We start from the raw sequence: 18,169 nt of genomic DNA, 5'->3' as shown, positions 1-18,169 counted from the left end.
TCATATTTTTTATGAAATTTTAGAAATAAAAAAAAAATAAATTTAAAGATTGCACAAATTAAAAGTAATTAATATAATTAGTAGAATTAATGTCTTTCTTAAAAGAATCCAAAATAAAATTATAAATATAAATAATTGGAATATTATACATTACCAATAATTTTTTTAAAATTATTACTTCAATAAAAGAGAAAGATTTTAATTGAATGATTCATAAAATATCTGAATCGTTTAAGCATACAGTTTTGTAAAATAATTATTTTAAAAATTCCATTTTATCCATGAGTTATTTTGCAGGAAAGTATTGTATTATTTAAATGAAAGTTTAAAATTTATTATAAATTATAAAATTAATTAATAAAGGATAATTTGATTAATTAATGATAAATGAAAAAATTAGTTGGAACAAAGATTAATCAATCATTTAATATAAAACTGGATATTAAATTAATAATTTAATTTTTGAAATGAAATTCATTCCCCAAAAAGATCAGATGGATTGTGGTTCTTCCTGTTTAGGAATGATATGTATTTTTTATGGTAAGAATTATTCAATAGAATATTTAAGAGATATTTCATATTTAACCAAAGAAGGCGTTTCCTTGTTGGGAATAACAGAAGCCGCTAAAAAAATTGGATTTGAAACTTTTCCTGCTAAGCTTACTTTAGAAAAATTAAAAGAAAATAAAAATTCATTGCCTGCTATTCTCTATTGGAATCAAAATCATTTTGTTGTCTTAATTAAAATAAAAAAGAATTTTATAAGTAATAAAATTCAATATAAAATAGCAGATCCTGCGCATGGTGTTATAGATTTAAATGAAGATCAAGTCAAAAAATCATGGTTATCAGGAGATGATATGGGGGGAGTAGCCTTATTTCTTCAACCTACGGAAAAATTTTATGAACTAATTCCTCCTGAACAGTCCCGATTAACAGTAAAATATTTGTTTAAATATCTTATTCCCTATAAGAAACAGCTCGTTTTTCTGTTTTTTATGTTATTATTAGGCAGCTGTATAACCCTTATATTTCCGTTTTTAACCCAAAACCTAATAGATAAAGGGGTTAATGTTCGAAATTTAAATATGGTTTCCATCATACTTTTAGCACAACTGGCCTTATTTTTTGGTTCCATTACTACTGAAATCATTCGTAATTGGCTTATGCTCTATGTTGGTACTCAAATAAGTATAACCATTATTTCGGATTTTTTGAAAAAAATGTTAAAACTTCCTATTAAATTTTTTGATACTAAAATGATGGGAGACTTTACTCAACGAATACAGGATAATGAACGAATTGAGCATTTCTTAACCTCACAAAGTTTATTAACTTTTTTTTCAATAATTACTTTTTCCGTTTTTTTTGGGGTATTATGGTATTACAATTTCACTATTCTTTGGGTTTATTTACTCATGACTGTTTTTTCTGTTGGCTGGTCGTTTTTTTGGTTCAAAAAACGCAAAATTTTGGATTATTATAGGTTTCAGGAACGGAGTAACAGTCAAGAATCTATTTATGAAATTCTAAATGGAGTAACCGAGATGAAACTCAATCAATTTGATGAATATAAAAGAAAAAAATGGGAAAATATTCAACAAAAGTTATTTAAATTGAATATAAGAATTCTAAAAGTAGATCAGATACAACTTTCCGGTTTTGAGTTTATCAATCAGCTTAAGAACATTATAGTTACTTTCTTGGCAGCAATTTTAGTGATTAAAGGGAATATCAGTTTAGGGGCCATGTTAAGTATTTCTTATATTATAGGACAGATGAATGCTCCCGTTAATCAATTAGTTAATTTTTTTCGTTCTCTACAAGACGCCCGTTTAAGCTTGGAACGGTTAAATGAAGTACAAAATCATCCTGAAGAGGAGCAAGAAGAGTATAGTAAATCTTCGACTACAAATGCTAATATAAATGTATTAAAAAGAGGATTTGAATTAAAATCTTTGTCTTTTCAATATGAAGGTCCTCACTCACCATACATTTTACAAAATATGAGTGTACTTATTCCGGAAGGAAAAATAACTGCAATAGTAGGAGCTAGCGGAAGTGGCAAAACAACATTGATGAAAATTCTTTTAAAGTTTTATAATCCTACTAGTGGAAAAATATTTTTAAACGAACAAGATTTAGCGCAATTATCCCCGGGAAGTTTGAGAGAAAAATGTGGAGTAGTAATGCAAGAAGGTTTTATTTTTTCAGATACCATTGAAAGAAATATAATTACGAAAGACGAAATAACTGACATAAATAAATTCGAACAAGCGATAAGAATAGCTAATATCGATAGTTTTATAAGCAGTTTTCCATTAAAATATAATACAAAAATTGGTGCTGCAGGTGTTGAACTTTCAGGTGGGCAAAAACAAAGAATTCTTATAGCGAGGGCTGTTTATAAAAATCCTGAATACTTATTTTTTGATGAAGCTACTTCTGCTTTAGATTCAGAAAATGAAAGGATAATCCATAATAATTTACAAGAATTTTTTAGAGGAAAAACAGTAATTATTATAGCCCATCGATTATCAACAGTTAAAAATGCTGATCAGATCATAGTGTTAAAAAACGGGCAAATTGCTGAAGTAGGAAATCATAATCAATTAGTAAAAGCTAAATCTGAATATTATAATTTGGTTAAAAATCAATTGGAATTGGGTACATAATATTAAATTAATTCAATCCTTCCAAAAACTCAATTACCGATGAAAAACTAATTTCTTCAATAATTTTAAAAAAATCAATTTCTTCCTGATGAGGTAAAAAATCAGAGATAATACGCAGGATAAAATCCTGTGGCCTTTTCAAATACATAAAAGTATAATCTTCCATATTAATCAATGTTCCGATCGGAATATTGGAATTAGTAACAAACTTATCGGAGGTAAGGGAACTTAGTTTAGGAAAATGCGTATGAGACGAAGAAAGTATTATTTTTCCGTTTTCAAATATTTCTCCTGAATATCCGTATAACGAAGAAGCCACCACTTCAACTAAACTTCCTTTTTGTAGTTCTTTAGGCATCGTTTTCTCAATTCCGGTTATAGCTGTAAATCCTACTAAAACATCTAAATCAGACTTTGGTTTTGTAATCATGGATTTAGCAATTTTTTCACGACCTATTCCGGTTATAATAACTTCATAAGAATGTTTTAATTTAGAAAAAACCTTTAAAGCATCTAAAATTTTTTGATTTTCTTCCCTCATAGGGGTGAATAAATTAATTCTCATGTTTTTAATCCTGATTTAAATAATTGAAATATTCGCGTAAAATTCTTGAATTGGGTTGATTAATGGTGTTAATTTCCAATAATTTAGGTTTTTCCGAGCAAAGAAAAAAAGAATCTAATTCTTTTAACAGTTCTTCTTGATTATGAGCTTGAATATATTCAAAATTATATTCTTGAGCCATTAATCGAGCAGTGCGATTATGTCGGGTAACAAAATATTCCTCTAAAGAATTGGAAGAATCGGGCCCGGGAATAATTTTAAAAATATCGCCACCACCATTATTTACAAGTATAATCCTAAATGTATTAGGGATATATTTATTCCATAAAGCATTAGAATCATAAAAAAAACCAATATCACCGGTAATCAAAAGAGTAGGGTGAGTATCTGCAACAGCGAAACCAACGGCCGTTGAAGTTGCCCCGTCAATTCCGCTGGCACCGCGATTACAAAATATCTTATTTTTAGAGTTAAAATTGAATAACTGAGCATATCTGATCATAGAACTGTTAGAAATTTGCAGATTATATGAATCAGGTATTTTTTCATCCAAAGTATTTATAACTCGTAAATCGGAAAATGGTAAGTTTTTAATAAAATCATTATGCCTTAGTTGTCGCTCTTCTTTAAGTTGTTTCCATAGTAAAGAATACGAAGAAGCAACGGGAGGAACTTTCACTAATTCTTTTAAAAAAATGACCGGATTTTCTTCTATTTTTTCAGTTAAAGAAAAATAAGTATCAGGATGCCAATATTCATCTAAATGCCAATGGGCCTTCAACTTAGATTTTCGTAAAAAATCTTTAATTTTTTTTGAAACAATGTTTTGACCAATGGTAAGAAGTAATTCCGGTTTATAATCATCTAGCGTTTCTTCACCAAAAGGAAACATATAGCGGTCAACATTGGGATAAAATTTTGAAGAATTTAGATTTGAAGTAACTTCAGTAAGAATAATCGTATCTTCCCTCTCAGCTAATTTTTCGAGTAATTGATTTAATTTCGAACTGGGTTGTTGCATTCCAACAAGAATCATCTTTTTAGAAAAGTTGTTCCAAGTAGAAAACAAGGGTTTGTATTTATCTGAATTATAATTTTTTTCAGGAAGAGTTAGTTTTTCAAATGAAATTTCAATTTGATCTGTCTGCTCATATAAAGGTTCTGAAAAGGGAATATTGATATGAATCGGACCTGATCTTAAAACACAAGTATTCAATGCTTTTTTTAAATCTAGAAAATTTTGTGTAATTGATTCTTCACTTTCTGATTCAGACAATTGATAAGATCCATAAATATGATTGCTATACATATTTTTTTGTCTTATAGTCTGACCGTCAAAAATATCTACATAATTTTCCGGTCGATCAGCAGTAAGCACGACTATAGGTATATTTTGGTAAAAAGCTTCTATAATTGCCGGATAATAATTAGCGGATGCTGTGCCGCTGGTGCAACAAATAGCCACCGGTTTTTTCTTTGATTGTGCCATTCCTAACGCAAAGAATGCAGCAGATCGCTCATCTACTATGCTGTAACAAGTATATTCTTGATGATTAGTAAAATGTATGGTTAAAGGCGCATTTCTTGATCCCGGAGATAATATGATATTCGTAATTCCGTATCGATATAAAACTTCTCCAATTAGTTGAACTGATAATTTATTACTATACATAGTTTTTTAAGTTAAAAAAAGAAAGAGATTAAAAAAATTTAATCTCTTGTTTATCGTGCTTTAATCCATATTTTTTAATAAGTAAGCATTCCACCGTTGACATTGAGTACATGTCCGGTTACATAGCTTGATAAATCACTGGCAAGATATAAACATGCATTAGCAATATCTTCAGGAGTTCCTCCTCTTTTCAAAGGAATATTATTTCTCCATTCTTGAATGGTTTTTTCATCCAAAGCTTCAGTCATTTCAGTTTCAATAAATCCGGGAGCAACTACATTGCATCGAATATTTCTTGATCCTAATTCCAATGCTATGGATTTAGAAAATCCAATAATTCCTGCTTTAGAAGCAGCATAATTTGCTTGACCAGCATTACCTTTTACTCCAACTACAGAACTCATATTGATAATTGAACCCTTTTTTTGCTTCATCATCGGTTTTATGATTGCTTTGGTAAGATTGAATACCGAATCCAAATTGATGCGAATTACTTCATCCCAATCCTCTTTACTCATTCTTAATATAAGGTTATCTTTAGTGATACCTGCATTATTAACCACAATGTCAATTTGCCCGAATTCTTTTATAACATCATCGGCAAGTTTCTGAGCAGAATCAAAATCTGAAGCGTCAGATTGAAATCCTTTTATTTTGGTTAAAGAACCTAATTCTTTTTCCAGCTCTTCTGCTTTAGCTACTGAAGATGCATAAGTAAAAGCTATATTTGCTCCATTTTGAGCAAATACTTCAGCAATTCCTTTTCCAATACCTCGGGTTGCTCCGGTAATAATCGCGGTTTTTCCTTCAAGCAATTTCATATTGTAATATTATTTTTTTTCAAATATAATACTTTTGTCATTATCAAGATAATTTTAAATTATTCAATTATATCGTTTGATAATACAGAATACAACCACGATATTTTTTTCATAAATTCTCGGGCAGTAAAGTTTAAAAAGTAAAGAAGATTCACAAGAACTATAACAATAATTGTTCCTTATTATTTTAAAAAATAAGTAAGATTTTTAGCTTGTATATTCTTTATAAATAACAACTAAAATGCAAATTTTTGCTCGACAAAACTTTTAATAAGAAGTACACTTTTATCAATCCCTAAAACGGATGAATTTATGCAAAGATGATAAGAACTGGCATGCCCCCAACTTTTCTTATTAAAAAAGTTATAATACTCTTTTCTCTTTTTATCTATTTTTACGTTTAATTCTTCCGCTTCTTTTAAAGAAATATTTTTTCTTTGAGATGTTCTCCGAATTCGATCTTCTTTATTAGCAGTAATAAATATATCTATCCGTCTCTCATATTCACGCAAAATATAATCGGAGCAACGGCCAACAAAAAGAGCAGAACCTTTAAGGGCTTCTTCTTTAATTATTTTACTTTGTATTTCAAATAAATTTTCGTTTCCTAAATAGTTTTTAGATAATTGCATGCCTAAAAAATTATCAAAAAAACTATAACAATTTTTTTCATCCGCTTGCTCAAAAATATCAGCATTTAAACCGCTCTCAATAGAAGCTAGATTAATAATCTCTTTGTCATAATATGAAATGTCCAATAAATCAGCCAATTTTCTCCCGATTTGTCTTCCACCGCTTCCTAACTGTCGACCAATGGTAATAAAATATTTATCTTTCATAACGTACTTAAATTAGTTTTCAGGATTATATCTATTAAATTCTTTGTATTGTTTATAAAGCATAATGGCAGCCAAAATAGTAGCAAAAAAATCAGCTAAGGGCATACTCAACCATATTCCTGCAATGCCGAAAAATTTAGGTAGAATTAATAAAAAAGGAATTAAAAATAGTATTTGACGAGTGAGAGATAAAATTATAGCTTTTTGAGCCATTCCGATACTTTGGAAAAAGGTAGAAGTAACAATTTGAAAACCTACAATCGGATAACAAATAAATACCATGCGTAATCCTAAGGAGGCAATATCAATTAACTCTTTATCGGTTGTAAAAATAGAAGCAACCGCATGAGGCACAGATTCAACTATAAGGAAGCCGGTACACATGACCAAAGTAGCTCCTAAAATTGTTTTTTTCAAAACCTGTGTTACTCTGGGATAAAGTTTTGCTCCAAAATTATAACCGGCTATAGGTTGCATACCTTGATTTAATCCCAATACTATGGTTACAAATAAAAACGCAATCCTATTTACAATTCCGTAAGCACCAACGGCAAGATCTCCACCATATTTTAAAAGTCCCTGGTTAATAATTATAACAATAACCGAGGCAGCTGCGTTCATTAAAAACGGCGACATACCAATAGATAGAGAATCTTTAACGATATATTTATTTAATTTAAAAATTCCTTTCTGTATATGGATAAAATTATTTTTGTCGCAAAACAGATAAATCTGCCAAATTAATACTGAAGTTTGAGAAATTACCGTAGCAATGGCGCTCCCACGAATTCCCCAATTAAAAACGAAAATGAATAAAGGATTTAAAACTAAATTTATAAGTACGGTAAATATGGTCGCATACATGGACTGTCTGGGTTTTCCGGAAGAACGTAACATGGAGTTTAATCCAAGATACATGTGAGTGATTACATTTCCTGAAAGTATAATAACCATAAAATCATGAGCATAGGGAAGGGTCTTTTCACTCGCACCGAAAAAATATAATATCGGATCTAAAAACAATAAGGAAATAATGGTAAACGAAATACCAATAAATAAGTTCATGATGAACACATTACCTAAAATGCTGTTGGCTGTGGTATAATCTTTTTGTCCCAAACGAACGGAAAGTAAGGTAGCAGCACCTGCACCAACTAACGAGCCAAAAGCTGCTGCAAGATTCATAAGCGGAAAAGTAATGGCTAATCCGGAAATTGCTAAAGGTCCTACACCATGTCCTATAAAAATGCTGTCCGTAATATTATAGAGAGAGGAAGCAATCATGGCTATAATAGCAGGAATAGCATATTGTTTTAAAAGTTTTCCAATATTTTCAGTACCTAATTCAATAGGTGTACCTGTTACTTTCATATTTTATTTATCTTAATTATGAATATTTTAAATCTAAAATGAAGTAAAAAAGCATACAATATAAAGGTAGTAAAATTACTAGTATACTATTTAAAATGTAAATATAGAATATTTCGACAGGTAAACAAAATAGCAGCTAATTAGCTGCTATTTACATGTATTCAATTTATTACTTACTTATTAATGCTTACTCTTATTACTCTTCGTGTATAAAGCTTTCTCCTTTTTCTCCGTATTTTTTCGCTCGATCTTTTAAATACTCAGCCTCATTTTTACCAACATCGACTATATTGCTAAAATTTTTTTTGGTTTTGGATGTAAATTTACTTATCTCATCAGAAACTTGATCTAGAAATCCATCTTCTTGCATTTTTCTGGCAACATAACCTAGAGCAGCACCCAAGATTGTACCCAATAATACTTTTTTCATAACATATTATAATTTAATAAGGTTTTTTTGTTCTAAATAATGATATTATCCATAGAAGGACCACAGAACCAATTACAGACATTAGTAACATTCCTAATTTACCTCCACTGGAAAAGCCCAATAAACTATAGATCCATCCTCCCAATATACTTCCTACTAATCCAACAAGCAAATTAACTAACATTCCAAATCCACTGCCTCGCATAATTCTACCTGCAATAAAACCGGCTATAATTCCAATAATTATAGACCATAAAATACCCAATCCTTCCATTTATAAAATTTTTTAGAGTTTACTATTATTTCAATTCTGAAGGAAGTGTAATAATCTTGTAGTTCTTTATGATTTAAACAATAAATATGCCATTACCATATCATTTAATAAGTAAACCAAAGTTGTATTTTAATATACTCCATTTAAATTGGCGTATGTTAAAAATAAGTATAAAAAGTGAAGTTGCAGCAATTTATAAATTGAACAAAATTGAAGTACCAATTGAAATTAAATCGGCGTTTAAACGAAAATAGTATCTGCAAGTATTATTTATTGCAGATACTATCATTATTTTTATTACTATTAAAAATAGTTACGATGCAGTAATTTACTGAATGTCTTTTGCGACTTTTCCAACAGTCAATCCTTGAACTAAGATTGAGAAAACCACCACCACATAAGTAACGGCTATAATAGTTTCTTTATAGTCACTTTCAGGAACTGAAAGAGCCAATGCGATGGAGACCCCGCCGCGTAAGCCACCCCATACTAAAACGGCAATAGTTCCTTTGCTGAATTTTTCCTTAAAAGGAATAATCATTGTTGGAATTTTAATAGAAATAAATCTGGCGAATAAAACAATTATAATGCATATAATACCTAGTAGCCAGTAATGAATTAGATCATCGATAAGTAAAAGTTGGAATCCCATAAAAAGGAATAAAATTGCATTCATAACCTCATCGATTAATTCCCAGAAAGTACCCACACTGCTTTTTTTACTAGTACCCAATCTTCGTCTGGATTCTCCTATTATCAATCCCGCACCCACCATAGCAAGAGGAGCAGACGTATGCAAAGAACTTGCAATAAGATATCCTCCCATAACTACCGCTAGGGTAATTAAAACCGAAACTTTATAATCATGTGAAGTTCGTATTGCATAAGCGGCAAGATATCCAAGAGCAGCCCCTAATAGCAGTCCGCCTACCGCTTCTCTAAGAAATAAATCAAAAATATGGGCAAACGATAAATCCATTCGTCCGGTGGCAACTACAACGGGATTATAAGCAAGATTAGCTAATACGGCAAACAATACCACAGCTACCCCGTCATTAAGAAGAGATTCACCGGCAATTTTTGTTTCTAAAGACTTAGAAACATTGGCTTGTTTTAATATACTCAATACCGCAATCGGATCTGTCGGAGAAATTAAAGCACCAAAAAGTAAACAATATATTAAAGGTATTTCAGTATGTACATTTATAAGAGGAAGAAGATAATTGGATGTATAATAAAGGCCTACGCCCACGACGATGGCAGATATTATAACTCCTAAAGTAGAAAATATTATTACGGGAAGCCTTTGTTCCTTTAGATCCGACATATTGATATGTATAGCTCCGGCAAATAGCAGGAAATTCAACATACACCCCATCAAAATTTCGGTAAAATCAAATTCTTTAATTAATGAGGCAATATCATTTAAAGGTTTAGAGGTTAAACTACCTAAAAGAACTAAAATAATTGACATAATTAACGCAATGATCATTATTCCGATGGTAGAAGGGAATTTTAAAAACCTTACATTAATGTATGAAAAAATAGCAGCTAAAATAATAAGGATTGAAAATGAGTAGTATAATTCCATGAAATTGAATAAAATTTTTTGCAAAGATAATAAATAATATCAGAGAAAAAATAAAATCAAATTTCATCACCTGCTTAAAAGACAGAAAAATTTTATATTTATATTATAAAAACAGATTATATTAATTAAATTATCTTATAAAAGGAAAAAAAGTATTCAAGGGGATGAATACTTTTTTTATATTATTTGAGCGCTTGTCGTTATGAAGTTACCTTACTGGCAATGTCTAAATCATTAATATCATCTTGAGATAAATTTAGGTCTACCGCTTTTAATATATCCAATTGTCCCAATTTAGAAGCACTGGCTATAGGAGTAGTAATACTCGGTCTTTGAATGATCCATGCGATAGCAACCTGAGCCGGGGTAGCTGTATTTCGTGCGGCAACATCCTCTAAAGTTTTTATAATTCGTAAGCCTCTGTCGTTTAAATATTTCTTTAAGCTGTCGCCTCTTTTACTTTTATTTAAATCCGCTTCCGAATGATATTTTCCGGTTAAAAAACCACTTGCCAAAGAATAGTAAGTCATGACACCTAATTGGTATTTTTCGGCAATTGGTTCATAGTCCCTTTCATACGGTTGTCGATCATACAGATTATATTCAGGCTGTAAAACGGAATAAGAAGGTAGATTATTAGATTTACTTATTTCCAATGATTTTACAATTCTCTCAGGAGACATATTGGAAACCCCTATGTAACGTATTTTACCCTCTTTTATTAATTGCTGATAGGCGTCCAATACTTCTTCTATGGGAGTGTCGGGATCATCAAAATGAGTGAAATATAAATCTATATAATCGGTTTGAAGACGTTTTAGTGATTCCTCAACTTCTGAGAGAATATATGATTTTTTCAACCCTTTATGTGTACTGTCAATTTCTGCCCCTACTTTAGTTGCAATAACAAGTTTATCTCTAGTCCCTTTTTGATGCATCCATTTTCCAATGATGGTTTCTGATTCTCCGCCTTTATTGCCGGGAACCCATGCAGAATATACATCTGCAGTATCAATAAAGTTAAATCCTAATTCGGTATATTGATCTAATAATTCAAAAGAAGTGTTTTCATTGGCAGTCCAACCAAATACATTGCCCCCAAAAGCAAATGGATAAACCTCAAGATCAGTCGGACCTAATTTTCTTTTTTTCATAATTTGATGATTTGTTATCTCTACCTAAAATCTAAAATTATACCAAATGCGTAGGTCAACTTTTATTTGTTTTCAATCATTTCAAAATAAATAAATTCCAATGCTTTGTTAGTTATTCGAGTAATCATTTCATCTCTGGTAACATGAGGATAATAATATTTTTTTACAAAGGTGTTACCATGAACATATAAACCTATATAAGCTAAACCTACCGGATCGTTAAATTCATCAGAACTTGGACCGGCAACGCCTGTAGTAGATATTGCAACATCTGAATTAAATAACTTTGCACACCGGATTGCCATTTCTTTAGCTACTTCTTCACTAACCACTTTATGAGTATGAATAAAAGGTTCGGGTATTTTTAAAACGCTCTCCTTAATTAAAGAGCTGTAAGCCGTAATTCCTCCTTTATAATAAACAGAACTTCCCGCTAAGGAAGTGATTTTATGAGATATGTTTCCACCGGTAATGCTTTCAGCGACGGATAAAGTAAGATTATTTTTTGAAAAAAAATCGGCAATAATTTCAATTATATTGGTAGTAGTAGTTGAGAGTAATTTCTCATGTAAAATTTGAGATAGTTTTTTTATTTCTTTAGTAATTGTTTCTTCAAGAAGTTTTTTATCAGTTCCCTTTGCACTCAATCTAAGTTCAATCCTAGCCCCCGAAGGCAAGTAAGACAAAGACACAAAGTCAGGTAAATTGTTTTCCCAATCCGTTAACGTTATGGCTAACTCGCTTTCAAGATAATCTACAACAATAACAGAACGCCTTACAATAAAGGGAAGCTTAAATTCTTTTTTTATTTTTGGAATAATAAATTCTTCAAACATAGCTTGGGTCTCATAGGGAACATCCGGAAGATTGATTAAAATCTTATTTGATTTTTTTGTCCACAAGATAGGAGCTGTACCATATCTATTAATTATAACTTCCGAATGTGATGGTACAAGAGCTTGTTTGCGGGTTAAATCATTCATCGTTCGACCATTTGTACAGTACAACTGAGTGATGTAATCCAAAGCAGGTTGATTGATAACTAATCGATCAGATAAAAATTCTGCTAAAGTTTGTTTGGTTTTATCATCTTTAGTAGGTCCCAGTCCCCCGGTTGTTATTATAAAATTAGTATCAGATGCGAAGGCTTCTTTTAATTTAGTAACTATAGAATCGGGGTTGTCGGAAATTGTCAAAATTTCTGTGACCGAAACCCCTGTAAGATCTAGTTTTTTAGCAATGAAATTAGAATTGGTATCCAGAGTTCTTCCGGAAAGAATTTCATCTCCAATAACGATAATACACGCTTTCATATATATAAATTTAAATATCAAATTTAGATAATTATACAGGATATTTGTGTTAATTTCATGAGTTAAAAATTTTAAAAAAATGAAATTTCAGAAATAGTGTAAAATTTTACAATTAATTTATATAAAGTAGAGGTTCATTCCAAATTTAGAATATTAGTAACGGCTGCATAGTAGACACAATATTTCTTAAATTTGAGCCTTTAAATTCACAATTTTTTAAATAAATCAAATTTTATTGAGAATAATTAAAAAATATCAGAATTAAAACCTACACTGCAATCGTAGATAAAATAAACTTATGATAAACACAGTTATCTTTGATATGGATGGGGTAATAGTAGATACTGAGCCTATTCATGAATTGTCATTTAAAAAACATTTTCATTCTATAGGATTGGATATATCTCAGGAAGAATATGATACGTTCAGAGGATTATCTACCCGTAATTTATATCAAAATTTGAAACAAAAATATGGTTTGAAACAAGAGGTTGAGGAATTGGTTCAACAAAAAAGAAATATTTTTAATAAAATTTTTCAAGAAGATGAAGATCTAGATTTATTGCCGGGTGTAAGAAATCTTATCGAAAGTTTATATAAAGATAATTTTCAATTACTTTTGGCTACTTCTTCGGCTCGTGTAACCTTAACTAAAATTTTTGATCGTTTTGGATTGTTTCCTTATTTTAAACATATTGTGAGTGGAGAAGATTTTCCAAAATCAAAACCCGATCCTGCTATATTTTTAGAAGCTGTAAAATTATCAGGACAACCAAAAGAAAACTGTATTGTCATTGAAGATTCGACTAATGGCGTTATTGCCGCCAATAGGGCCGGTATATTTTGTATAGGTTATAAAAGTGAAGCCTCCGGTGATCAAGATTTGTCTACTGCGGATCAAATAATAAATGATTTTTCTAATTTAGATTCCGATACGATTAGGGCCATTGGTTTAGTTAAATAACTTTAATACTTTTGTTAAAATTCTTTTTGAGGTGAAAAAACAATTTGAAATTTTTAAAATATACCGTAAATCCTTAGTACAAGAGATTGACGATTTAAGTTTAGAGCAATTACAGAAAATTCCTGAAGGATTTAAAAATAATATTTTTTGGAATGTTGCCCATACCTTGGTTTCTCAACAAATTCTTCATTATAAAATGTCAGGTTTAAATCCGCTGATAACCAATGACTGGATTGAAAACTATCAAAATGGTACTTTTCCCAGATTTGTAATTACAGAAGATGAAATTGACTACTTAAAAAGTAAGCTAATTATCACCGCTGAACAACTGGAAGAAGATTTTAATGAAAAAAGATTTGAATCTTATACTGAATTTGAAACAAAAATGGGCATTGTGATTTCTTCTGTTGAAGATGCGATAAATTTTAACAATACCCATGAAGCATTACACTACGGAATAGTGTCAAGTATGAAAAAATTAGTGTAAAATATTTTTTTTGAAATAAGTTAGCAACCTTTAGTGTTAACTGTAAAATGAAAAAACCAAGCACTTTTAAATAAAGTGCTTGGCTTCTAAAAAATTAAGAATATGGATGAATCTAGGATAATGCTTCAGTTATTTGGGGAATAATCTGTTTTTTACGGGAAACCACCCCTTTAAGGAAAGCTTCGCCGTTTTCAAGTCGTATTCCAAAAGCCTTTTCTGAAGCTTGAGCAGCATTACCCATAGCTAAAATTTTTGAATCACTATCCAACACATTAGTCACTACAAGTAAAAAAAGATCATAACCTTCTTTATTAATTTGGTCGGTTATAGCAGCCTCTATATTGGATTTATTAGAAAATACATCATCATAATCAATTGTGTTAACTTGAGCAACCCGTACCTTTTTTCCGTTTACTTCGAAAGATTTGGCATCCAGAGATAGTAATTCTTCGGCAGATTTGTTGGAAAGATTGGTTCCTGCTTTAAGAAGATCAAGCCCATATTTTTCAACCTCAATACCGGCAATTTTTGCTAATTCATGAGCCGCATCAATATCTTCTTGTGTGCAAGTAGGAGATTTAAATAATAAAGTATCGGAAATAATCCCTGATACCATAAGACCTGCGATAGCAGCGGGGATTTCAATGGAATTTTCTTTATAAATTTTTGAAATAATAGTTTGAGTACATCCCACAGGTTCAGCGCGATAATAGAGAGGAACAGAAGTATGAAAATTAGCGATACGATGGTGATCTATAACAGCTAAAATGGTCAATTCTTCAATATCTGCAACCGATTGTTGGAATTCATTGTGATCTACCAAAATAATTTCTTTCGTTTCATCGGAAGCTCTAGAAATAACTCTAGGCGCTTGTATCTTAAAATAATTCAGGGCAAATTGGGTTTCTTCATTAGGAGTACCTAAAGCGACTGCCTCTGTATTTTTACCTAAGGCATTTTGTAGGTAAGAAAATGAAATAGCAGAGGTAATGGTATCCGTATCAGGATTTTGATGCCCAGTAATTAAAATTTTATTCATGTTAGCTAAAATTTGAAAATTTTTTAATCATGTATATAAACACGATGTCTTTTTTATTTAATTTAATATAAAAGCAAATATACATTTTTAAACTTTTTTAGCAAAGAAAGGCGCTTTCTAATTACTGAAATACATATTTTTAAATTAAGTAAAACTTTACTATTTTTGCAGTTAGTATAAATAGTATAATAGTATATAAGTACCGAATATGTTTCAGAATTTACAAGATAAATTAGATAAGGCATTACATAACATCAGCGGGAGAGGAAAGATCACGGAGATTAATGTTGCTGAAACCGTTAAAGAAATAAGAAGAGCTTTAGTGGATGCAGACGTTAGTTATAAAGTAGCCAAAGATTTGACTAAAAGGATTCAGGAGAAAGCCTTAGGTCAAAATGTGCTTACTTCCGTTACGCCGGGTCAGCTAATGGTGAAGATTGTACATGATGAGTTGGCCGATCTAATGGGAGGAGAAAATGTTGGAGTAAATTTGTCGGGGAATCCTACCGTTATCTTAATTGCGGGTTTACAAGGTTCCGGTAAAACTACCTTTTCGGGAAAATTAGCTAATTATCTTAAAACTAAAAAACAAAAAAAAGTTCTGTTAGTTGCCTGTGACGTATATCGTCCGGCTGCAATTGATCAATTAAAAGTTTTAGGAGATCAAATTGGAGTAGAAGTATACACAGAACCGGAAAGTAAAAATCCGGTTGATATTTCCGGTCATGCCATAGAATATGCTAAACAAAATAAATTTAATGTTGTTATAATTGATACTGCAGGACGTTTGGCGATTGATGAAAGTATGATGAATGAAATCAGAAATGTTCATCAAAAAGTCAGTCCAAATGAAACTTTGTTTGTAGTGGATTCCATGACCGGACAAGATGCGGTAAATACAGCCAAAGCTTTTAATGATGTATTGAATTATGATGGAGTAGTATTAACCAAATTAGACGGTGATACTCGAGGAGGTGCTGCTTTAACTATACGTACTGTGGTTGAAAAACCAATTAAATTTATTTCCACCGGAGAAAAAATGGAAGCGCTGGATATTTTCTATCCTTCGCGTATGGCTGATCGTATCTTAGGGATGGGAGATGTGGTATCATTAGTAGAAAGAGCCCAAGAACAATTTGACGAAGAAGAAGCACGTAAATTACAGAAAAAGATAGCGAAAAATCAATTCGGATTTGACGATTTCCTTAATCAAATTAAGCAGATTAAGAGAATGGGAAATATGAAAGATTTGCTAGGAATGATACCGGGTGCAGGTAAAGCATTAAAAGATATTAATATTGATGACGATGCTTTCAAGCATATTGAAGCTTTAATTTATTCCATGACTCCTGAAGAAAGAAGAAATCCGGCTATTATAACTACATCTCGAAAAAATAGAATAGCTAAAGGAAGCGGTAGATCCATACAGGATATCAATCAGCTGTTAAAACAATTTGAACAGATGAGCAAAATGATGAAGATGATGCAAACTCCGCAAGGAAGGATGATGATGCAAGCAATGGCAAAACAAATGTCGGGAGGAAAACCTTTTTAAATAAGATATCCATATTGTTTAAATAAAAGATAAACTTTTTAAAGAATCATTAATAATGATTATAACGGTTAACTAGTTAATCATAAATTATTTAACCATTAGATGTTATTTCAAGCATCTATATCGTTAAAACCTCAAGACTTAACTAATTTTTTTAGCAAAAAAGTTTATCGGCTGATATAGATCAACAGTTCGCCCTCACCGTAGGTGACAACAACTTCATTTTCTACAGCCACATTGCGCGTACCCAATCGTTGCGGAAATATAAGAGTTTCATTGGATAAGGGATATTGTAAACCTTTCGTACAAATATTTTTTGCCTCAAAAAAAGGGATTAAGGAAATGGTTTTACCTTTTGCGTCATTAATTTTAGTTGATTTACCCGAGAAAAAGAATTTTGAATAATCATCGTAAAATGTAATGCGGAGTTTATTTTTAAAAAATAGTGCTGTAGATAAGTTTCCAATGAAATGATCGCTTTCTCTTCCACTTCCACCGTAAACATCCACGTCATGTATACCTTTATCCAGCAATAATTCTAAAGCCTTATGAAAATCAGTTTTGTTTTGATCCGGAGTTTCAATAATTGGAATAGACGTCGGAATAGTCGATACTTGTACACTATCCAGATCTCCTGAAATATAATTAATTGTAAAAGGTAAATTTTTTACATATCTGCTGTACGCCCCGTCTGTACACGTAATAATGGAATATGAATCTAAATTTTCAGGTAAAATTGTAGGTTTTTTTCCGTTTAAAAAAAGTAATGCTTTATTCATTGGGATTCCAAGGTTCTTCAATTTCATTTGCTAAATGTGCAAAATATCGCGCAAGAACAAACAAATAATCAGACAAACGATTTATAAATTTTTGAATTATGGGTCTTATATCTTCAATTTCACCTAAGGTGACTATAGTTCTTTCTGATCTTCTGCATACGGTTCTTGCAACATGTGCAGTAGAAGAAGATACATTTCCTGCCGGAAGAATAAATTGCTTTAAAGGAGGGAGGGTTTTGCTTATTTCGTCAATCCATTGCTCCAATAAAATTATTTTTTCTTCAGAAAGTAAGCAAGATATTTTTGATTTTCCATTTGGAGAATACATTTTATCTGAAGGAGTAGCTAATTCAGCACCGATAGTAAATAGTAAATTTTGTATAATTTTTAATTGTTCATCAATATTTTTAAGAGAACCATAGCTTCTTAGCAAACCGATATAAGAATTTAATTCATCTATTTCGCCATAGGATTGAACGCGAATGGAATTCTTAGATACACGTTTTCCGCCATACAAACCCGTAGTTCCGTCGTCACCTCTTTTCGTATATATTTTCATTAAAATATCTTTTTGTTACTTGTAAATATGAAAAAGTTTAAAAATTGAATCTTTGAAATTTTTAATAGTAAAGTTAATTTA

Annotated in this window: 17 protein-coding genes; 4 read left to right on the top strand and 13 right to left on the bottom strand. The window is 30.9% G+C overall.

The genetic code is table 11. The features are described from left to right. The first annotated feature begins 467 nt into the window (after positions 1-467). Positions 468-2,675 (top strand): peptidase domain-containing ABC transporter, encoded by a 2,208-nt coding sequence (locus G8C41_RS06900; protein ID WP_166006883.1) that lies wholly within the window; start codon positions 468-470, stop codon positions 2,673-2,675. Positions 2,676-2,682: 7 nt separating this feature from the next. On the opposite strand, the gene G8C41_RS06895 is transcribed toward G8C41_RS06900, so the two are convergent. The 10 genes from G8C41_RS06895 to G8C41_RS06850 form a co-directional block, all read right to left on the bottom strand. After that, positions 2,683-3,240, bottom strand: coding sequence for a hypothetical protein (locus G8C41_RS06895; RefSeq protein WP_255466925.1), 558 nt, complete (start codon positions 3,238-3,240; stop codon positions 2,683-2,685). A 4-nt stretch (positions 3,241-3,244) separates the two neighbouring features. Next, positions 3,245-4,912: a 2-succinyl-5-enolpyruvyl-6-hydroxy-3-cyclohexene-1-carboxylic-acid synthase gene (gene menD, locus G8C41_RS06890; protein ID WP_166006880.1), complete on the bottom strand. Its 1,668-nt coding sequence runs from the start codon at positions 4,910-4,912 to the stop codon at positions 3,245-3,247. Positions 4,913-4,986: 74 nt separating this feature from the next. Continuing rightward, positions 4,987-5,733, bottom strand: coding sequence for a 3-oxoacyl-[acyl-carrier-protein] reductase (gene fabG / locus G8C41_RS06885; RefSeq protein WP_160557330.1), 747 nt, complete (start codon positions 5,731-5,733; stop codon positions 4,987-4,989). A gap of 236 nt (positions 5,734-5,969) precedes the next feature. Next, positions 5,970-6,572 (bottom strand): AAA family ATPase, encoded by a 603-nt coding sequence (locus G8C41_RS06880; protein ID WP_166006878.1) that lies wholly within the window; start codon positions 6,570-6,572, stop codon positions 5,970-5,972. A 12-nt stretch (positions 6,573-6,584) separates the two neighbouring features. Further along, complete coding sequence (locus G8C41_RS06875; protein ID WP_160567654.1) at positions 6,585-7,943, bottom strand: MATE family efflux transporter; 1,359 nt, start codon at positions 7,941-7,943, stop codon at positions 6,585-6,587. Positions 7,944-8,139: 196 nt separating this feature from the next. Then, a complete protein-coding gene (locus G8C41_RS06870) occupies positions 8,140-8,373 on the bottom strand; it encodes a hypothetical protein (protein ID WP_105297212.1) in 234 nt (77 codons plus the stop codon). Positions 8,374-8,386: 13 nt separating this feature from the next. Beyond that, on the bottom strand, positions 8,387-8,647 hold the full coding sequence (locus G8C41_RS06865; RefSeq protein ID WP_221411721.1) for a GlsB/YeaQ/YmgE family stress response membrane protein: 261 nt from the start codon (positions 8,645-8,647) through the stop codon (positions 8,387-8,389). Between the two features lie 328 nt (positions 8,648-8,975). Next, positions 8,976-10,238: a cation:proton antiporter gene (locus G8C41_RS06860; RefSeq protein ID WP_105297211.1), complete on the bottom strand. Its 1,263-nt coding sequence runs from the start codon at positions 10,236-10,238 to the stop codon at positions 8,976-8,978. Positions 10,239-10,438: 200 nt separating this feature from the next. Then, positions 10,439-11,392 carry an aldo/keto reductase gene (locus G8C41_RS06855; protein WP_166006875.1) on the bottom strand — a complete coding sequence of 318 codons (954 nt, stop codon included), beginning with the start codon at positions 11,390-11,392 and terminating at the stop codon, positions 10,439-10,441. Positions 11,393-11,454: 62 nt separating this feature from the next. Next, a complete protein-coding gene (locus tag G8C41_RS06850; RefSeq protein ID WP_166006873.1) occupies positions 11,455-12,705 on the bottom strand; it encodes a CinA family nicotinamide mononucleotide deamidase-related protein in 1,251 nt (416 codons plus the stop codon). A 298-nt stretch (positions 12,706-13,003) separates the two neighbouring features. On the opposite strand from G8C41_RS06850, the gene G8C41_RS06845 reads away from it, so the two are divergent. Both G8C41_RS06845 and G8C41_RS06840 read left to right on the top strand, forming a co-directional pair. Then, positions 13,004-13,669, top strand: a complete 666-nt coding sequence (locus G8C41_RS06845) for an HAD family hydrolase (RefSeq protein WP_160542606.1) — start codon at positions 13,004-13,006, stop codon at positions 13,667-13,669. 31 nt (positions 13,670-13,700) lie between these two features. Beyond that, positions 13,701-14,156 carry a DinB family protein gene (locus tag G8C41_RS06840; RefSeq protein WP_166006871.1) on the top strand — a complete coding sequence of 152 codons (456 nt, stop codon included), beginning with the start codon at positions 13,701-13,703 and terminating at the stop codon, positions 14,154-14,156. Positions 14,157-14,268: 112 nt separating this feature from the next. Here the strand turns inward: G8C41_RS06840 and G8C41_RS06835 are convergent, their stop codons facing one another. After that, on the bottom strand, positions 14,269-15,195 hold the full coding sequence (locus G8C41_RS06835) for a manganese-dependent inorganic pyrophosphatase (protein WP_166006869.1): 927 nt from the start codon (positions 15,193-15,195) through the stop codon (positions 14,269-14,271). Positions 15,196-15,403: 208 nt separating this feature from the next. Here G8C41_RS06835 and ffh point away from each other — a divergent pair, with 208 nt between their 5' ends. Then, positions 15,404-16,750 (top strand): signal recognition particle protein, encoded by a 1,347-nt coding sequence (gene ffh, locus G8C41_RS06830; RefSeq protein WP_160557323.1) that lies wholly within the window; start codon positions 15,404-15,406, stop codon positions 16,748-16,750. A 167-nt stretch (positions 16,751-16,917) separates the two neighbouring features. On the opposite strand, the gene G8C41_RS06825 is transcribed toward ffh, so the two are convergent. Beyond that, the gene (locus G8C41_RS06825) at positions 16,918-17,556 is read right to left on the bottom strand and encodes a thiamine diphosphokinase (protein WP_255466924.1); all 639 of its coding nucleotides are present in this window, start codon (positions 17,554-17,556) and stop codon (positions 16,918-16,920) included. Beyond that, on the bottom strand, positions 17,522-18,088 hold the full coding sequence (locus G8C41_RS06820; RefSeq protein ID WP_166006867.1) for a cob(I)yrinic acid a,c-diamide adenosyltransferase: 567 nt from the start codon (positions 18,086-18,088) through the stop codon (positions 17,522-17,524). The genes G8C41_RS06825 and G8C41_RS06820 overlap by 35 nt, the downstream gene beginning before the upstream one ends. Positions 18,089-18,169 lie beyond the last annotated feature (81 nt).

This window comes from Apibacter sp. B3706, from assembly GCF_011082725.1.
Taxonomy (GTDB): domain Bacteria; phylum Bacteroidota; class Bacteroidia; order Flavobacteriales; family Weeksellaceae; genus Apibacter.
This window is presented reverse-complemented; position numbering and strand designations above follow the sequence as displayed.

Excerpts from the sequence above, each read along its gene's own strand:
- G8C41_RS06860 (WP_105297211.1), bottom strand. The coding sequence starts at position 10,238 with ATGGAATTATACTACTCATTTTCAATCCTTATTATTTTAGCTGCTATT.
- G8C41_RS06870 (WP_105297212.1), bottom strand. The coding sequence starts at position 8,373 with ATGAAAAAAGTATTATTGGGTACAATCTTGGGTGCTGCTCTAGGTTAT.
- G8C41_RS06895 (WP_255466925.1), bottom strand. The coding sequence starts at position 3,240 with ATGAGAATTAATTTATTCACCCCTATGAGGGAAGAAAATCAAAAAATT.
- G8C41_RS06825 (WP_255466924.1), bottom strand. The coding sequence starts at position 17,556 with ATGAAATTGAAGAACCTTGGAATCCCAATGAATAAAGCATTACTTTTT.
- menD (WP_166006880.1), bottom strand. The coding sequence starts at position 4,912 with ATGTATAGTAATAAATTATCAGTTCAACTAATTGGAGAAGTTTTATAT.
- G8C41_RS06845 (WP_160542606.1), top strand. The coding sequence starts at position 13,004 with ATGATAAACACAGTTATCTTTGATATGGATGGGGTAATAGTAGATACT.
- fabG (WP_160557330.1), bottom strand. The coding sequence starts at position 5,733 with ATGAAATTGCTTGAAGGAAAAACCGCGATTATTACCGGAGCAACCCGA.
- G8C41_RS06865 (WP_221411721.1), bottom strand. The coding sequence starts at position 8,647 with ATGGAAGGATTGGGTATTTTATGGTCTATAATTATTGGAATTATAGCC.
- G8C41_RS06820 (WP_166006867.1), bottom strand. The coding sequence starts at position 18,088 with ATGAAAATATATACGAAAAGAGGTGACGACGGAACTACGGGTTTGTAT.
- ffh (WP_160557323.1), top strand. The coding sequence starts at position 15,404 with ATGTTTCAGAATTTACAAGATAAATTAGATAAGGCATTACATAACATC.
- G8C41_RS06900 (WP_166006883.1), top strand. The coding sequence starts at position 468 with ATGAAATTCATTCCCCAAAAAGATCAGATGGATTGTGGTTCTTCCTGT.
- G8C41_RS06875 (WP_160567654.1), bottom strand. The coding sequence starts at position 7,943 with ATGAAAGTAACAGGTACACCTATTGAATTAGGTACTGAAAATATTGGA.
- G8C41_RS06855 (WP_166006875.1), bottom strand. The coding sequence starts at position 11,392 with ATGAAAAAAAGAAAATTAGGTCCGACTGATCTTGAGGTTTATCCATTT.
- G8C41_RS06850 (WP_166006873.1), bottom strand. The coding sequence starts at position 12,705 with ATGAAAGCGTGTATTATCGTTATTGGAGATGAAATTCTTTCCGGAAGA.
- G8C41_RS06880 (WP_166006878.1), bottom strand. The coding sequence starts at position 6,572 with ATGAAAGATAAATATTTTATTACCATTGGTCGACAGTTAGGAAGCGGT.
- G8C41_RS06835 (WP_166006869.1), bottom strand. The coding sequence starts at position 15,195 with ATGAATAAAATTTTAATTACTGGGCATCAAAATCCTGATACGGATACC.